At 69.4% G+C, this 15049-nt stretch carries 12 protein-coding genes and 1 pseudogene; 7 read left to right on the top strand and 6 right to left on the bottom strand.

All coding sequences use genetic code 11. The features are described from left to right. Positions 1 to 9 precede the first annotated feature (9 nt). The 3 genes from pepN to ACQR3U_RS15885 all read left to right on the top strand — a co-directional run bounded on the left by pepN (position 10) and on the right by ACQR3U_RS15885 (position 4459). On the top strand, positions 10 to 2502 hold the full coding sequence (gene pepN / locus ACQR3U_RS15895) for an aminopeptidase N (RefSeq protein WP_230810859.1): 2493 nt from the start codon (positions 10 to 12) through the stop codon (positions 2500 to 2502). Further along, complete coding sequence (locus tag ACQR3U_RS15890) at positions 2499 to 3629, top strand: tyrosine-type recombinase/integrase (protein ID WP_039586108.1); 1131 nt, start codon at positions 2499 to 2501, stop codon at positions 3627 to 3629. The genes pepN and ACQR3U_RS15890 overlap by 4 nt, the downstream gene beginning before the upstream one ends. A 128-nt stretch (positions 3630 to 3757) precedes the next feature. Next, the gene (locus ACQR3U_RS15885; protein ID WP_064851800.1) at positions 3758 to 4459 is read left to right on the top strand and encodes a DNA alkylation repair protein; all 702 of its coding nucleotides are present in this window, start codon (positions 3758 to 3760) and stop codon (positions 4457 to 4459) included. A gap of 1 nt (position 4460) precedes the next feature. Here ACQR3U_RS15885 and ACQR3U_RS15880 read toward each other — a convergent pair whose 3' ends face one another. Next, positions 4461 to 5054 (bottom strand): hypothetical protein, encoded by a 594-nt coding sequence (locus ACQR3U_RS15880; protein ID WP_230810858.1) that lies wholly within the window; start codon positions 5052 to 5054, stop codon positions 4461 to 4463. A 273-nt stretch (positions 5055 to 5327) separates the two neighbouring features. Here ACQR3U_RS15880 and ACQR3U_RS15875 point away from each other — a divergent pair, with 273 nt between their 5' ends. Continuing rightward, entirely contained in the window at positions 5328 to 7694 is a 2367-nt protein-coding gene (locus ACQR3U_RS15875) for a phosphoketolase family protein (RefSeq protein WP_230810857.1), read from the top strand. A 3-nt stretch (positions 7695 to 7697) separates the two neighbouring features. On the opposite strand, the gene ACQR3U_RS15870 is transcribed toward ACQR3U_RS15875, so the two are convergent. The 4 genes from ACQR3U_RS15870 to ACQR3U_RS15855 form a co-directional block, all read right to left on the bottom strand. Beyond that, a complete protein-coding gene (locus ACQR3U_RS15870; RefSeq protein WP_230810856.1) occupies positions 7698 to 8462 on the bottom strand; it encodes an HAD family hydrolase in 765 nt (254 codons plus the stop codon). A 16-nt stretch (positions 8463 to 8478) separates the two neighbouring features. Then, positions 8479 to 10896: a glycoside hydrolase family 65 protein gene (locus ACQR3U_RS15865; protein WP_230810855.1), complete on the bottom strand. Its 2418-nt coding sequence runs from the start codon at positions 10894 to 10896 to the stop codon at positions 8479 to 8481. A 65-nt stretch (positions 10897 to 10961) separates the two neighbouring features. Continuing rightward, a complete protein-coding gene (gene otsB, locus ACQR3U_RS15860; protein ID WP_230810854.1) occupies positions 10962 to 11813 on the bottom strand; it encodes a trehalose-phosphatase in 852 nt (283 codons plus the stop codon). Between the two features lie 72 nt (positions 11814 to 11885). After that, complete coding sequence (locus tag ACQR3U_RS15855) at positions 11886 to 12959, bottom strand: helix-turn-helix domain-containing protein (protein WP_230810887.1); 1074 nt, start codon at positions 12957 to 12959, stop codon at positions 11886 to 11888. A gap of 114 nt (positions 12960 to 13073) precedes the next feature. Here ACQR3U_RS15855 and ACQR3U_RS15850 point away from each other — a divergent pair, with 114 nt between their 5' ends. Next, positions 13074 to 13535: a 6,7-dimethyl-8-ribityllumazine synthase gene (locus ACQR3U_RS15850; protein ID WP_230810853.1), complete on the top strand. Its 462-nt coding sequence runs from the start codon at positions 13074 to 13076 to the stop codon at positions 13533 to 13535. 25 nt (positions 13536 to 13560) lie between these two features. On the opposite strand, the gene ACQR3U_RS15845 is transcribed toward ACQR3U_RS15850, so the two are convergent. Then, positions 13561 to 14160 (bottom strand): SDR family NAD(P)-dependent oxidoreductase, encoded by a 600-nt coding sequence (locus ACQR3U_RS15845; protein WP_230810852.1) that lies wholly within the window; start codon positions 14158 to 14160, stop codon positions 13561 to 13563. Between ACQR3U_RS15845 and ACQR3U_RS15840 the strand changes: the two are divergent. After that, positions 14048 to 14515 (top strand): annotated as a pseudogene (locus tag ACQR3U_RS15840) (AraC family transcriptional regulator ligand-binding domain-containing protein); the annotation flags it as partial. The gene ACQR3U_RS15845 and the pseudogene ACQR3U_RS15840 sit on opposite strands and share 113 nt — an antisense overlap. A gap of 326 nt (positions 14516 to 14841) precedes the next feature. Continuing rightward, on the top strand, positions 14842 to 14991 hold the full coding sequence (locus tag ACQR3U_RS15835; RefSeq protein ID WP_112320168.1) for a helix-turn-helix domain-containing protein: 150 nt from the start codon (positions 14842 to 14844) through the stop codon (positions 14989 to 14991). Positions 14992 to 15049 lie beyond the last annotated feature (58 nt).

Genomic DNA, 15049 nt, shown 5'->3' with positions numbered 1-15049 from the left:
TCGGGACTCGTGAGCTCCGCGAATCTGACCCGTGCCGAAACCGCCGCGCGCGCCCGCGCACTCGACGTGCACTCCTACCGCGTCGAACTCGACCTGCGGGGTGCCGTCGACGCCCGACGCACCGGATTCCCCACGGTCACGACGCTCGAATTCACCGCCTCCACCGACGAGGCCTGGCTCGATTTCATCGGCGACTCCGTCGAGTCGGTGACGATCAACGGTGAGCTCGTGCCCGTCGTCTACGACGGCGCGCGGATCACCATCGGTGGTCTGAAGGAGATCAACGTCGTCACCGTCGTCGCGACCGGCCGGTACAGCCGGTCGGGGGAGGGGCTGCACCGCTTCGTCGACCCCGTCGACGGCGAAACCTATCTCTACACCCAGTACGAACCGGCCGACGCCCGTCGCGTGTTCGCGTGCTTCGAACAGCCGGATCTCAAGGCGCCGTTCACCTTCGTGGTCACCGCCCCGCGCCGCTGGCAGGTGCTCTCGAACGAGGCCGCCGAGCGCACGGTGCAGCGCGACGACACCCAGACCGTGACGTTCGCGCCGACCCAGCCGATCTCCACCTACATCACCGCGATCGTCGCCGGCCCGTACCACCGGGTCGACGCGTCGTGGAGCCGCGACGAGCTGACGGTGCCACTGGGAGTGCTGTGCCGCGCGTCGCTCGCCGAGCATCTCGACGCCGACGAGATCGTCGAGGTCACCCGGCAGGGCATGGACTTCTACACCGAGCACTTCGACTATCCGTATCCGTTCGGCAAGTACGACCAGGTGTTCGTGCCCGAATACAACCTCGGCGCGATGGAGAACCCCGGCTGCGTCACCTTCACCGAGGCGTACGTTTTCCGCGGTGCCGCCACCGCCGCCCAGCATCAGGGTCGCGCGAACACGATCCTCCACGAGATGGCCCACATGTGGTTCGGCGATCTGGTGACCATGAAGTGGTGGGACGACCTGTGGCTGAAGGAGTCGTTCGCCGATTTCATGGGCGCCTTCACCAGCGCTGAGGCCACCAAGTTCACCGACGCGTGGGTGGCCTTCGCGAACCGCCGCAAGGCCTGGGCGTATCTGCAGGACCAGCTGCCCACGACGCATCCGATCGTCGCCGACATCGTCGACCTCGAGGCCGCGAAGCTGAACTTCGACGGCATCACCTACGCCAAGGGCGCGAGCGTGCTCAAGCAGCTCGTGGCCTATGTCGGCCGCGACGCCTTCTTCGAAGGTGCCCGCCGGTACTTCCGCAAGCACGCCTTCGGCAACACCACCCTCGACGATCTGCTCGTCGAACTGTCGAGCACCTCCGGCCGCGACCTGACGTCGTGGGCGCAGGCGTGGCTGCAGACCACCGGCGTATCAACCCTGCATCTCGAGGAGTCCGGGACCGGGTACGAGATCGTGCAGGGCGATCCGCGCCCGCATCGCCTCGCCGTCGGCTGCTACGACTCCGACGACTCCGGCGACCTCGTCCGCACCCACCGCGTCGAGGTCGACCTCGCCGACGAACGCACCCCCGTCGACCTGCCCGAGGCGGCGCTGGTGCTGCTCAACGACGACGACCTCACCTACGCCAAGGTTCGCCTCGACACGCGGTCGCTCGACACGGTCGAGTCCTCCCTGGACCGCGTCCGCGAACCGCTCGCGCGCGGACTGCTGTGGTCGGCGCTGTGGAACGCGACCCGCGACGGGGAACTCGCCGTCGACCGCTATCTGTCGATGGCCGCCGGGTTCGCCCCGTACGAGGCGGACATCGCGCTGCTCACCGCGGTGCTTGCCAACGCGGCCCAGGCCGTCGAACACTATGTGCCGGACTCGGCGCGCACCGATGCGCGGCGTCGCTGGCTCGACGCGGTCTGGGACGGAATGCACGGTGTCGCACCCGGCAGCGACGCCCAGCTGGCATTCGCCCGCGCGCTCGGTGTCGCGGCGAGCGTGGACGACCGGCACGCCGCCGACCTGCGAGCGATCCTGTGCGGCAACCTCGCACCGCCGGAGGGCCTGCGCCTCGACCCCGACCTGCGATGGAGCTGGTGGGCAGCGCTGACCACGACCGGCGACGCCGACGAGGCCGACCTCGACGAGGAACTGCGCAACGACGACACCGCCTCGGGACGCACCGCGCACCTGCGCGCGCTCGCTTCTCGCCCGCGCGCCGAGGTCAAGGCGCACGCGTGGGCGACGATCCTCGCCGACCACAGCCTCACCAACGACCACCTCGACGCGACCATCGCCGGGTTCCGCGCCGGGGAGCGCCGCGACCTGATCTCCGCCTACGACACCGATTACTTCGCGGTGCTCTGTGAGACGTGGACGAGCCGCAGCATCGAGATCGCCCGCCGCATCGTCGTCGGATTGTTTCCCGCGGCCGACAGCCTCGAACCCGTCGACACCTGGCTCGAGGCCCACACCGATGCCCCGGCCGCGCTGCGGCGCCTGGTCATCGAACAGCGCGATCATCTCGCCCGCGACCTGCGTGTCCAGAGGATCAACACGCCGTGACCAGCCCGGATCTGCCCCGTCCCGAGGGGCCCGCGGTCCCGGACACGGTCGCCACCGCGATGCGGCGGCTGCGGGAGAAGGCGACTTCGGAGAACACCCGCGCCGCCCAGATCGGCGACTGGACGATCTTCACCCGCTGGTGCGAACGCACCGGGCACAGTCCGATGCCGGCCACCGCCGAGCAACTGAGCTGGTTCCTCACCGAGAAGGCCGCCGAAGTGCGCCCCGATGGACGCTGGGCGTACGCGCCGTCGACGCTGTCGCGCTGGGTGTCGACCATCAACAAGATGCACGCCCTGGCGGGCCTACCGAAACCCGGTGGGCACGAATCGGTCCGGGACCTGCTGCGCGGCATCCGACGCGACCGGGCCACCCCGCCGGCGCGCCGGACCCCGCTGCTCACCGACGACATCCGCACCATCCTCTCCGCGATGCGCGTCGAGGCGGCCGACGGCGGGTGGGCCGAACGCGTCGCCGAACGTCGCGACGCGGCGCTGCTGCTCATGGGATTGGCCGGGGCGCTGCGCCGCTCGGAGCTCACCGGGCTCGTCGTCTCCGACGTCGTCCCGCACCGCGCCGACGGGCTCTACGTGACGGTCCGCCGGTCCAAGACCGACCGCAGTGCGCGCGGCCGCACGGTCACCCTGCCGTACGGGTCCGATCCGCACACCTGTCCGGTGTGTGCCTATCGACGCTGGCGGGAGGTGCTCGACGCGTGGGACGAGTCCGGACGCGAGGCCGTCGTCGACCTGCTCGGTACCGCCGCGGCCGAACCGGCCGAGCACTGCTGCCGTGGTCTGGCGGCCGGGCGCACGCAGGACGGCGACCGGCCCCTGTTCCGGCCGGTGCACCACAGCGGCGCGGTGGGGACGACCGCGCTGTCGGGGCAGTCCGTGCACTCGATGATCCAGCGCCGCGCCCGCCGCGCCGGATTCAGCGACGACCTCGTCGCCACCCTGGGCGGGCACAGCCTGCGGGCCGGGTTCGTCACCCAGGCGGTGCGCGGCGGCGCGACCACACAGACGATCATGACGCAGACCGGACACGCGGACGAACGGATGGTCGCGCTGTACAGCCGCCACCACGCCGGTCTCGTCGGCAACGCGGTCACCCAACTCGGCCTGTGAACGGATCCGGGTGGATCCGATCCCACTCAGCGACGCCGAACCCACCCGAATCGACGATGGAACCAGCCCAGGCCGTTGCCCGACGCTCGTAGGCTGAGGCGCGACCGACATACGGACAGGAGATCGCGGTGGCACAGACGAAAACGGACGCTCCGACCATCGACGAGTTGCTCACCGAACTCGCTGCACTCGACGATCCGAAGATCCGCGCGGTGAACGAGAAACACGGCGACGACCACGGCGTGAACCTCAGCGCCCTGCGCGCCGTCGCCAAGCGGGTGAAGACGCAGCACGAGCTCGCGCAGCAACTCTGGGCCACCGGCGACACCGCCGCCCGGCTGCTCGCGCTGCTGATCTGCCGCCCGAAGGCGTTCACCGCCGACGAACTCGACACGATGGTCCGTGAGACCGGCACCCCGAAGGTGCACGACTGGTTCGTGAACTACGTCGTGAAGAAGAACCCGCACGCGGAGGAGCTGCGCGGGCGATGGATGACCGATCCAGATCCGATCGTCGCGAGCGCAGGCTGGGCACTCACCGCCGAGCGTGTCGTCAAGAACGCCGACGGCCTCGACCTGTCCGGCCTGCTCGACATCATCGACGCTCAGATGCGCGACGCCCCCGAACGATTGCAGTGGGCGATGAACACGTGCCTGGCGCAGGTCGGCATCGAACACCCCGACCACCGGGCCCGCGCGCTCGACATCGGCGAACGCCTCGAGGTGCTGAAGGACTATCCGACGTCACCGGGCTGCACGTCACCGTACGCGCCGGCCTGGATCGGCGAGATGGTGCAACGGAAGAACGAGGCGAAGGCCACCCAGCCGTAGCTCACGCCACGTCGAGTGTGCGGATCTGCTGCCGGATCTCGTGCCACCCGGTGGTCCTTCCCGTCAGCAGCCGCACCCGGGCGTCGATGTCGTCGCTCACAGGTCCGCGCACCTCACGGATCTCGGTGAAATACGGTTCGAGGTCGAACGGGTCGGCACCGGTGAACAGCACATCGGTGCTCGACTCGTCGGGAAGAGGGAAATAGCCGTACGCGCGGTTGGGCTGTGCGCCGACAGATCCTCGTACGCGCCCGCGGTGCTCGCGGCGATCCGTTCCCCGACGTCGCTGTTGGACATCGGCACCGAGACGGACGGCACGAGCGCGGCGAGCGCCACGCCGATCACCACCCAGCTCGCGGGCGATCAGCGCGACGACCACGACCGCAGCCACCGTCGCCACGATCGCCGGTATCCGCAGCACGAGGACCGACCCGGGCACGACCACCTCGGCGACCCATGCGATCAGCGGCGCGACCGGCGGCTGGTCGGCCGACCCCCAGTCGAGGTGATTGCGGCCCACGGCCAGCATGTACATCTCGTCGAACCAGTATCCGCGGCCACCGGCCACCGCCGTGACCAGGTGTGCGAACGCCACGAGCGCCCGATCACCCCCACCGCGCGGCCTGCGAACGGGATGGATCACCCGCCGCTGCGGTGCTTCGTAATCGACTGTGCGTTCCTGTGCGGTCCTGGCCCAGGGCATTCGCATTCGACTTCCGGTGTCGGATCGTTCCGGTCGGTACCGGGAGTGGGTACCTCCCCGATTGGGTACCGTTCCGAGCGAGGGTACGCGGCAGGCCGGGCCCCGCATGCGCATTCGCGGGAAAGCCCTGGCCGGCGCCGGATATCAGCGACGACGAGGAGAACGATGCAGCTCCCCACCACCGACACCGACTTCGGCACCCTCGACGCGTGGTGGCGGGCCGCGAACTATCTGTCCGTCGGCCAAATCTACCTCATGGACAATCCGCTGCTGCGCGAACCGCTGCGGCCCGAACACATCAAACCGCGGCTGCTCGGACACTGGGGCACCACACCGGGATTGAACTTCGTCTACGCGCACCTCAACCGCGCCATCACCACCCGCGACCTGGACATGATGTACGTCATGGGTCCCGGTCACGGCGGACCCGGACCGGTGGCCGCGGCGTGGCTCGAAGGCACCTACAGCGAGGTCTACCCGGATATCTCCCGCGACGAGGACGGCATGCGGCGCCTGTTCCGCCAGTTCTCGTTCCCCGGCGGCATTCCCAGCCACGTCGCCCCCGAGACCCCCGGATCGATCCACGAGGGCGGTGAACTCGGCTACTCCCTCTCGCATGCCTACGGCGCCGCCTTCGACAATCCCGATCTGATCGTCGCCGCGATCGTCGGCGACGGCGAAGCCGAAACGGGGCCGCTGGCCGCGAGCTGGCATTCGACGAAATTCGTCGACCCGCGCCGCGACGGCGCGGTACTGCCGATCCTGCACCTCAACGGTTTCAAGATCGCCAACCCGACGGTGCTCGCGCGCATCGGCGAGGACGAACTGATCTCGCTGCTGCGTGGCTACGGGCACGAACCGATCGTCGTCGCCGGCGACCATCCCGCCGACATGCATCGGCGCTTCGCCGCCGCCCTCGACGCGGCGCTCGACCGCATCTCCGAGATCCAGCAGACCGCCCGCAGCTCGGGAAACGCGACCCGCCCGGCGTGGCCGATGATCGTGCTCCGGTCCCCGAAGGGCTGGACCGGCCCGGTGGAGGTCGACGACGCCCCGGTCGAGGGCACGTGGCGCGCCCACCAGGTGCCGATCGGTGATCCGCGCAGGAACGACGAGCACCGCCGCCTCCTCGAGGAGTGGCTGCGCAGCTACCGGCCGAAGGAGTTGTTCGACGACGACGGCGTTCCCGTCGCGGCCCTGCGCGACCTCGCGCCCCGTGGCACCCGGCGGATGAGCGCCAACCCGCACGCCAACGGGGGAGCGGTGCTGCGGGATCTGATCTTGCCCGACTTCCGCGACTACGCCGTCGACGTTCCCGAACCGGCCACCGCCACCGGCGAGGCCACCCGCATCCTCGGCACCTTCCTGCGCGACGTCATGCGGCGCAACGCCACGAACTTCCGGATGTTCGCGCCCGACGAGAACAACTCCAACCGCCTCGACGCGGTCCTCGACGCCACCGACCGCACCTGGAACGCGCGCATCGAGCCGGGTGACGACCGGGTCGCCCCCGACGGCCGCGTCATGGAGATCCTGTCCGAACACACCTGCCAGGGCTGGCTCGAGGGGTATCTGCTCACCGGCCGGCACGGATTGTTCTCCAGCTACGAGGCTTTCGCGCACCTGGTCGACTCGATGGTGAACCAGCACGCCAAATGGCTGCTCACCACGAACCGGATCCGCTGGCGCCGCCCCATCCCGTCGCTGAACTACCTGCTCACCTCCCACGTGTGGCGGCAGGACCACAACGGCTTCTCGCACCAGGATCCCGGATTCATCGACCACGTCGTCAACAAGAAACCCGAGGTCGTGCGCGTCTACCTGCCGCCGGACGCCAACACCCTGCTTTCGGTGGCCGATCATTGCTTGCGCACCCGCCAGTACATCAACGTGATCGTCGCCGGGAAGCAACCGGCCGTACAGTTCCTCGATATCGACGACGCGATGACCCACTGCCGCAAGGGCATCGGGATCTGGCAGTGGGCCTCGACCGACCGCGACGTCGAACCGGATGTGGTGCTCGCCTGCGCCGGCGACATCCCCACGATGGAAACCCTCGCAGCCGTCGACATCCTGCACCGCCGCTTCCCCGACCTGCGGATCCGGGTGGTCAACGTCGTCGACCTCATGCGGCTGCAGGACGACCGGGCGCACCCGCACGGGCTGCCGGGCGCGCACTTCGACGCGCTGTTCACCACCGACAAGCCGGTGGTCTTCGCCTACCACGGCTATCCGTGGCTGATCCACCGTCTCGTCTACCGGCGCACCAACCACGAGAACTTCCACGTCCACGGCTACATCGAGGAGGGCACGACCACCACACCGTTCGACATGTGCGTGCTCAACCGCATCGACCGCTACCACCTCGCGCTCGACGTCCTCGACCGCGTCGAGCGGATCCGGCCGATCGCCGGGCACGCCCGCGAGGAACTCGAGAACATCCTCGCCGAACACACCCGCTACGTGCGTACCCACGGCGAGGACATGCCGGTGATCACCGACTGGCACTGGCAGGGCGTCGGAATTGACTGAGCGTCAAACCGATCCGCGGCGGGCCAGTCGCCCGGCGGTGAAGGCGTCGACGTCGACCTCGTTGAGGGAGGTCACCACCAGATCGGCGCCCGCGTCCTCGAGGTCGGCGGCGTCGTCGAAACGGGCGACACCGAGCGCCCACATGCCGCCGGCCTTCGCCGCCCGGATCCCGCTGATCGCGTCCTCGACGACCACGCACGCCTGGGCGGGCACCTCGAGTTCGTCGGCGGCGGTGAGGAACAGTTCCGGGTCGGGTTTGCCGTGGGCGACCGGGCGGCCGGACAGATCCGCGTCGAACCGGTCGAGCAGCGTCTCGCCAGGACGGTCGTGGGCGGGGACCGCCCGCAGGAACAGCCCGGCATTCTTCGACGAGGACGCCGCGGCCACCGCGATCCCCGCCGCCTGCACCGCCGCGACGAAGCGCACCCCGTCGTCGTAGGCGCGGAACCGGCGCTCGTCGATCAACCGCAGCAACCGGGCCTGCTTGCGCTGGGCGTAGTCCACCGCGCGGCGCTCGGCGTCGGGCACCGCGAAGTATTCGAGCGCGGCGCGGGCGCCGTCCATCCGCGGCCGACCCGACAGCACCTGCCGGTACACCGCCGCGGTGAACGCGTCGTCGGTCCAGGAGGTCTCGGGTTGCAGGTCGCGCCAGTCGCCGGTCATCAACTCCGCCAGCGCTTCCCGCCACGCCGTCTCGTGCGGTGAATCGACGAGCACCCCGTCGACGTCGAAGATCACCGCACGGAACCGCGACTGCGTCTCGGGCACGATGTCCTCCTCGCGGTCAGGCAGGGACGGCGGCGAGCCGGAACTCGTGCGACTCGCCGGCGCCGAGCTCGACGAGTTCGCCGTCCACCGCGACCTGCACCGGCACCCGGAAGCCCTCGGTCTCGGCGCGCACCGACAGCTTGTCGCCGTCGATCCGCACCCGCAGGGGAGTGCCGCGGTACCGCATGGAGAACGACACCCCGTCGAGGTGCGAGACGAGCTTGGGCCGGAAGACGAGCACGTCGCCGTACGCGCGGGCACCGACGTAGTAGCGCTGCACCAGATCGAGGGTGCCGCCCATGACCCCCATGTGGATGCCTTCCTTGGTGGTGCCGCCCTGCAGGTCGCTGACATCGCTCTCGAGCGCGAGCTTGAACCGCAGCCACGACGACTGCGGGTCGAAGGTGGCGAGCACACCGGCGAACGTCACGTGACTGAGCGTCGAGCCGTGCGAGGTGCGCTGGTCGTAGTAGTCGACGGTGCGGCGCACGAGGTCGCGATCGTAGGGATAACCGAGCTGCTCGAACACCTGGCGCAACTCGGCATCGTCGAACAGGAAGAACAGCATCACCGTGTCGGCCTGCTTGGCGACCTTGTAGGCATCCGGGTCGCGGCCCTCGGCGCGCAGGATGCGGTCCATCCGACCGATGTTGCCGTACTTCGTGCGGTAGTGCTCCCAGTCGAGTTCCTCGAGATCCTCGTAGCCCTCGAACTGGCTGATCACCCCGTCGTGGTAGGGCACGAACATTCTCCGGCTCATCTCCGACCAGGTGCGCAGTTCCTCGTCCGTGACTCGCAACCGGGCCCGCAGGGCCGTGCGCCGGCTCTTCGACAGCACCTCGAAGACGTCCAGGGCGCGCGCCGCGATCCACGCGACCATCACGTTGGTGTACGCGTTGTTGCGCAGACCGCCCTCGGTGGCTCCCGGATACCGTTCGTGGAATTCGTCCGGGCCCATCACGCCGTGGATCTCGTAGCGGTCCCGGTCGGGGTTGTAGTGCGCGATCGACGCCCAGAACCGCGCGATCTCGAGCATCATCTCGGCGCCGTAGTCGGCGAGGAAGTCGACGTCGTCGGTGGCCTGGTAGTAGTGCCACACGTTGTAGAAGATCGCGGCGCTGACGTGACGCTGGTTCCGGCTCAAGTCCGGATCCCATTGCCCCGACATCGGATTGAGATGCACCGTCTGGGTCTCCTCCGTGCCGTCGCTGCCGCTCTGCCAGGGGAACATCGCGCCGCGGTAACCGGCCTCGCTCGCCGCGGCCTGCGCCTCGCCCAACCGGCGGTAACGGTAGAGGATCAGTCCCTTGGTGATCTCGGGGACCCGCATGTTCAGGAAGGGATAGACGAACATCTCGTCCCAGAACACGTGCCCGCGATAAGCCTCGCCGTTGAGTCCGCGCGCCGGCACTCCCGCGTCGAGGCGCGCGGTGTGCCGTGAGCAGACCTGCAGCACGTGCGAGACGTGCAGACGCAACAGCAACTGCGCGCGCGGCTCCCGCGGCAGCCGGATGTCGCAGATGTCCCACAACTCGTCCCAGGCCGCGACGTGCTCGTCGTACGCCTCGGCGAAATCCGGATAGCGCAACACGTGCCGGCCCGCCGACGCGAGGGGCTCGGTGATCGCGTCGTCGCGGGAGGTGAACATCGCCACCATCTTCTCGATGCGCACCGTCGAGCCCTCGGCGATGTCGAAGGAGAGGACCTGCTGGATGTAGTCCTCCATCTGGTACAGATCGCGGTCGACGAGCATCGCCCCGCACGAGCCCTCCCGGAACACCCGGGTGCGGGCGGCCTGGGCGATGTAGGTGTCGGACTGGCGGATCTGCACCTTCAGCGCGATCGTCTCGGGGCCGTAGGTGCGCGGCGAGACCGGATCGAGGTGCCGTGCCTCGAGATCGCGGTAGCGGGCCACGGCGCGGTTGGAGACCCGGCCGTCGAGGGCGGTGACGATCTCGACCCGCCCCGACCAGTTCTCCGGGGTCAGCGACCATTCGAGCGCCCCCTGGTTCGGATGCTCCATGCTCACGAACCGCCTGCTGCACAGCGACGTCTCGCGGCCGTGCCGATCCCGGAACCGCAGTTCGCGGACCACGGTGGCGGTGCGGATGTCGTAGACGTGCCGGTAGTCGAGGATCTCCACCTGTGCCAGGCGGATCGCCTCGGCGCCGTCGATGCGCAGCTTCAGCACGAGCCAGTTCGGGAGGTTGACCAGATCCTCGTTCAGGACCGGGCTGCCACCCATGATGGTGGTCTCGCGGTTGTAGCAACGATGCGCGTAGGTCCCCGGATAATGGACCTCGCCCATGTCTTCCCACTCGGCGGTGCCGCGTGAACAGAAGTAGCCGTTGCCCGTCGAGGTCAGGGCTTCGCGCAGGGGTTCGTCGTCTGGATCGAAACCGTCGTAGTCGAGGGTGAACTCCGGGTCGTACACGCGAACCTCCTGGCGGGTCGTACTCGACACGAACTGTCCGGCGGTGCTGTCACCCGGCGGCGCTGTCATCTGCCCAGGGCCGACAGGAAACGTTCGACGTCGTCGACCGACGCGAGGACGAACTCGGCGTCGGTGCGGCGTCCGGCCATCTCCGGGTCGTCGGGGCTGCCGACGAGGATCCCGATGCCGCGACCCCGCAACGCCCGGAAGGCGTCCTCGTCGGTGATGTCGTCGCCGAGATAGAGCGGCACGACGTCGTCGGAGGCGAGACCGAGGACCTCGATCAGGTGCAGGACCGCCTTGCCCTTGTTCCAGTCCACGGCCGGTTTGAGTTCGTAGACCATCTTTCCCGGCACCACGGCGAGCCGGTCGGGGTTCTCCTGCAACAGCGTCTCGACGATCGCACCCACCCGGTCGTGCACCTCGGGGGAGGCCTGCCGGTAGTGCACGGCAACCGACGCGCGCTTCGGTTCGATGCCGACACCGTCGAGACCGTCCAGGCGGGTGCGCAGGGTCTCGGTGGTCTCGGTGATCAGATCGGTGAAGTCGGTGAGGACGTCGTGGGCGATCTGCCCGTGGGTGGGGCTCCAGATGTCGAAACCGTGGCTGCCGGCGACGACGAGATCGTCGACCCCCATGAGCTGCTGGACGACGTCGCGGTCGCGGCCGGTGACGATGCACACCGACACGCGGTCGGCGAGTTCACGGACGGTGCGGCGCATGGCATCCGACCACACCGCGTCCTCGGGACGGGCGACGATCGGGGTGAGCACACCGTCGTAGTCGAGGAAGACCGCGGGCCGGCGGCCCGCGAGACGATCGGACAGAGCGGCGCCGTCGAGTGCCGACGGTAGGTCCTCCACGGTGCGCGGCGCGGTCATCTGATCGGTACTCCTGTCGTCGCGGCGACCCGTCATGGTTCGCACCGTACACAAAGATCGAAAGGCTCGGCCGTGGATCCGGGGAGGGGGATCGGCCGGATGCAGCGGTCAGCGGACCGGGCGTCGCCAGTGCTCGTCCGCGGTGAGCCGGGAGCGGACGTGTTCGGCGGCATCGTCGTTGCGGAACGGGCCGGTCAGCAGGTCGGCGTAGACGTGTGAGACGGCGGCACGGCGCAGTCCGCTGCGACGGTCCATCCGTTCGAAGACCACCGGCGACCAGGGGATCGCCACCACGACGTCGCCGCCGTGCTCGACCGGGCGCAGTCCGAGACTGTCGGCGAAGTCGTCGGGGTCATCGGCGTAGACCTCGAGCAGCGTCGGGGCCGCGTAGTCGGTGGCGCCGACGCCGGTCAGCGCGTAGGGGATGTCGATGCGTTCGGCCAGTCGCGCGCGGGTCGCGGTGACGCCCTCGGGGGCGGTGAACCGGCGGACCGCGCACACCTTCCGTTCGGCGGCCCAGGCCCGCAGCATCGGTTCCCAGCGCACCTCGACGATCGGGCCGCGCGGGACCCGGCGCACGAGCTCACGTTCGACGAGCACCTCGACGACGCGGTAGGTCGCGCCGGTGGACGCGCCGGACAGCTTGATCAGTTCCGGGACGGAGATCTCCCCGACGTGATCGGCGAGTGCGCGCACCACGCGGTCGGACGGTTCGCCGGTGAGCACCCCGGACGGGCGGCCCGGGCCGCGCCACGGGTCGGCGTCGGCGCCGCGGTCGCGGACCCACACCGCCGGGCGGTCGGCGACGAGCGAGAGGTTGCCGGTCGCGTCGGCGTAGGAGATGCCGTGCCGGTCGAGCTGGCGGCGCACCGGATCGGACAGATAGTGGGCGCACACGAAGCCGCGGTCGGAGTCGGACAGGTCGGCGGCGATGCGCGCGACGTCGCCGGAGAGCACACCTCGGGAGGCGACCACGGAGAAGGACACGGTGTCGCCGTCGGGGGCGGAGACGAGCATCCGGGTGGGTGCCTCGGGGGAGCGGGGGCGGTCGCTCGACAGCGACCAGCCGAGCGGCAGGCACGCCTCGAGTCGGGCGGTGGCGCGACGGTAGATGTCGATGTACCGCTCGGGGCGGGGACCGATGGTGTTCTCGGGGGCGGGAGCCGACTGTGTCACATTCATCACCGTAGTCACTCTGTGCATGACGGAAAAGAGAAATAATCGAAATCCCATAGGGCGGAACAGCCCCTCTCCCGCACCGCAAACTATGACGCGGCATGCGCTAGTTTCGTGACCATGACCGACATCACCGGGCGCATCGCGTTCGTTCAGGCGACCTGGCACCGCACCATCGTCGAGCAGGCACGTACAGGCTTCACCGAGGAGATCACCCGCCTCGGCGTCTCGCAGGACGCCCTGGACTTCTTCGAGGTCCCCGGCGCCTTCGAGATCCCGCTGCACGCCAAGCGACTGGCGAAGACCGGGCGCTACGATGCGATCGTCGCGGCGGGGCTGGTCGTCGACGGCGGCATCTACCGGCACGACTTCGTCGCCACCGCGGTGATCGACGGCCTGATGCGCGTCCAGCTCGACACCGATGTGCCGGTCTTCTCCGTCGTGCTCACCCCGCACAACTTCCACGAGCACGACGAGCACGTCGAGTACTTCACGCGGCACTTCGTCAAGAAGGGCGCCGAGGCGGCTCGCGCCGTCGACGCCACGGTGCGCTCGCTGCGCGCGCTGCCGACCGGAGACTGAGCCCCGGTCGGCAGCGCGCGTCGGATCAGCGTGCGCTGCCGGAGGGATTCTTCGCCGCCGAGTCCTCGCCGGCCGCTGCCTGGTTCGGAGCCTCGGTGCGCCGACGGTAGGCCGCCCGCGCGGTCTCGTCGGTGTTCAGTGCCAGCGACTGCAGACCGAATGCCGCGGTGATGCGGTGACGGGTCGCTTCCGGCACCGCCTTCCGCGCTCCGAGGATCGCGCCCGCCGTGCGGGGCACGTACCGCAGGCCGGGACGAGCCGTCGCGATCACCTGCACGATCGCGGCGGCGACCTCGTCCGGGCCGATCACGGCGTGCTCGGTCGCGGAGTACACCGTGAGGCCGGGGGCGCCTTCGATGCCCACGACGGAGCCGAGATTGACGATGTGTCCGTAGCCCTGTTCGGTGAACCGCGCCGCGGCCGGCTTCGAACCGAAGATCACACCGCGGACGTTGATGTCGATCTGCCGGTCGGTGACCGTGTCGGTCTCCTCGAGGAACGCGCCGGTGGGCATGATGCCGGCGTTGTTGACGAGCACGTCGATCCCGCCGAACTCCATGTGGGCCAGGCTGAGGAATTCGTCGAAGGATCCTCGGTCGGTGACGTCCAGAGGCCACCGGAACACCGTGGTGCCGAAGCGCGCATCGATCCGGGCGGCGGTGCACGGGATCTTCGGTTACGCCCTGATGAGCTGTGCGACGGTGCGCGACGGCATCGAGGTGGGCACCCGTTTCTTCGATCTCACCTTCGCCTTCTCGCGCGCCGCCCTGGAGTATGCGGGCGACGAAGTCCGCTTCTGCCTCGACGACCGGCACGTGCCGGCGCAGCTGCGGGGCTTCCTGCTGGAGCGCGACGTCCCGGGGATCCTCGCCCATTGGGGTGCGCTGTGGGGGCAGCCGTCCGAGATCCGTCGCATCGAGGTGGCCGAATCGCTCGGTGAGCGGATCGCGCCGGTGTTTCGCGACCGGGGGTTCCTGGTGAAGACGACGGCGTCGACGCATGCGGTGGTAGTGGACGCGCGGGCGTTGGACCGGCCCATGCCGACCACGAGCCCGGAGGCCGCCGCCGTACTGCTGCGGGAGTGCGCGGAACTGCTGCAGCGCAGACAGAACCACGGCGAGCTCGGCGCCCGCGTGCGGGAAGTGCTGCTGCAGCGCAGACAGAACCACGGCGAGCTCGGCGCCCGCGTGCGGGAAGTGCTGCTGCGCCGGGCCGCGGAGGGCCCCACGCAGGACCAGGTGGCCGAGACGCTGGGGGAGGAGGGGGGCCTCGTACCGGGCGATCGTGGCCGAGACGCTGGGGGACGATGGCGGGGGAGCTGCTGGATGCGGGCCTGCCGGTGGAGAGGGTGGCGCACCGTCTGGGCTACGCCGATGCGTCGAGCTTCTCGGTGGCGTTCCAGCGGTGGACCGGCCGGACGCCGGGTGGGCGAGGATGGGAGAGACGCTCGGTCTGAGGCGACTGCGGGACCGGTTCGGGAGCTCTTGGAGATATTCTGAGTAATACGGAAATCA

Source organism: Rhodococcus sp. IEGM1339 (assembly GCF_050321925.1).
In the GTDB taxonomy this organism is placed as follows: domain Bacteria; phylum Actinomycetota; class Actinomycetes; order Mycobacteriales; family Mycobacteriaceae; genus Rhodococcus; species Rhodococcus pyridinivorans.
This window is presented reverse-complemented; position numbering and strand designations above follow the sequence as displayed.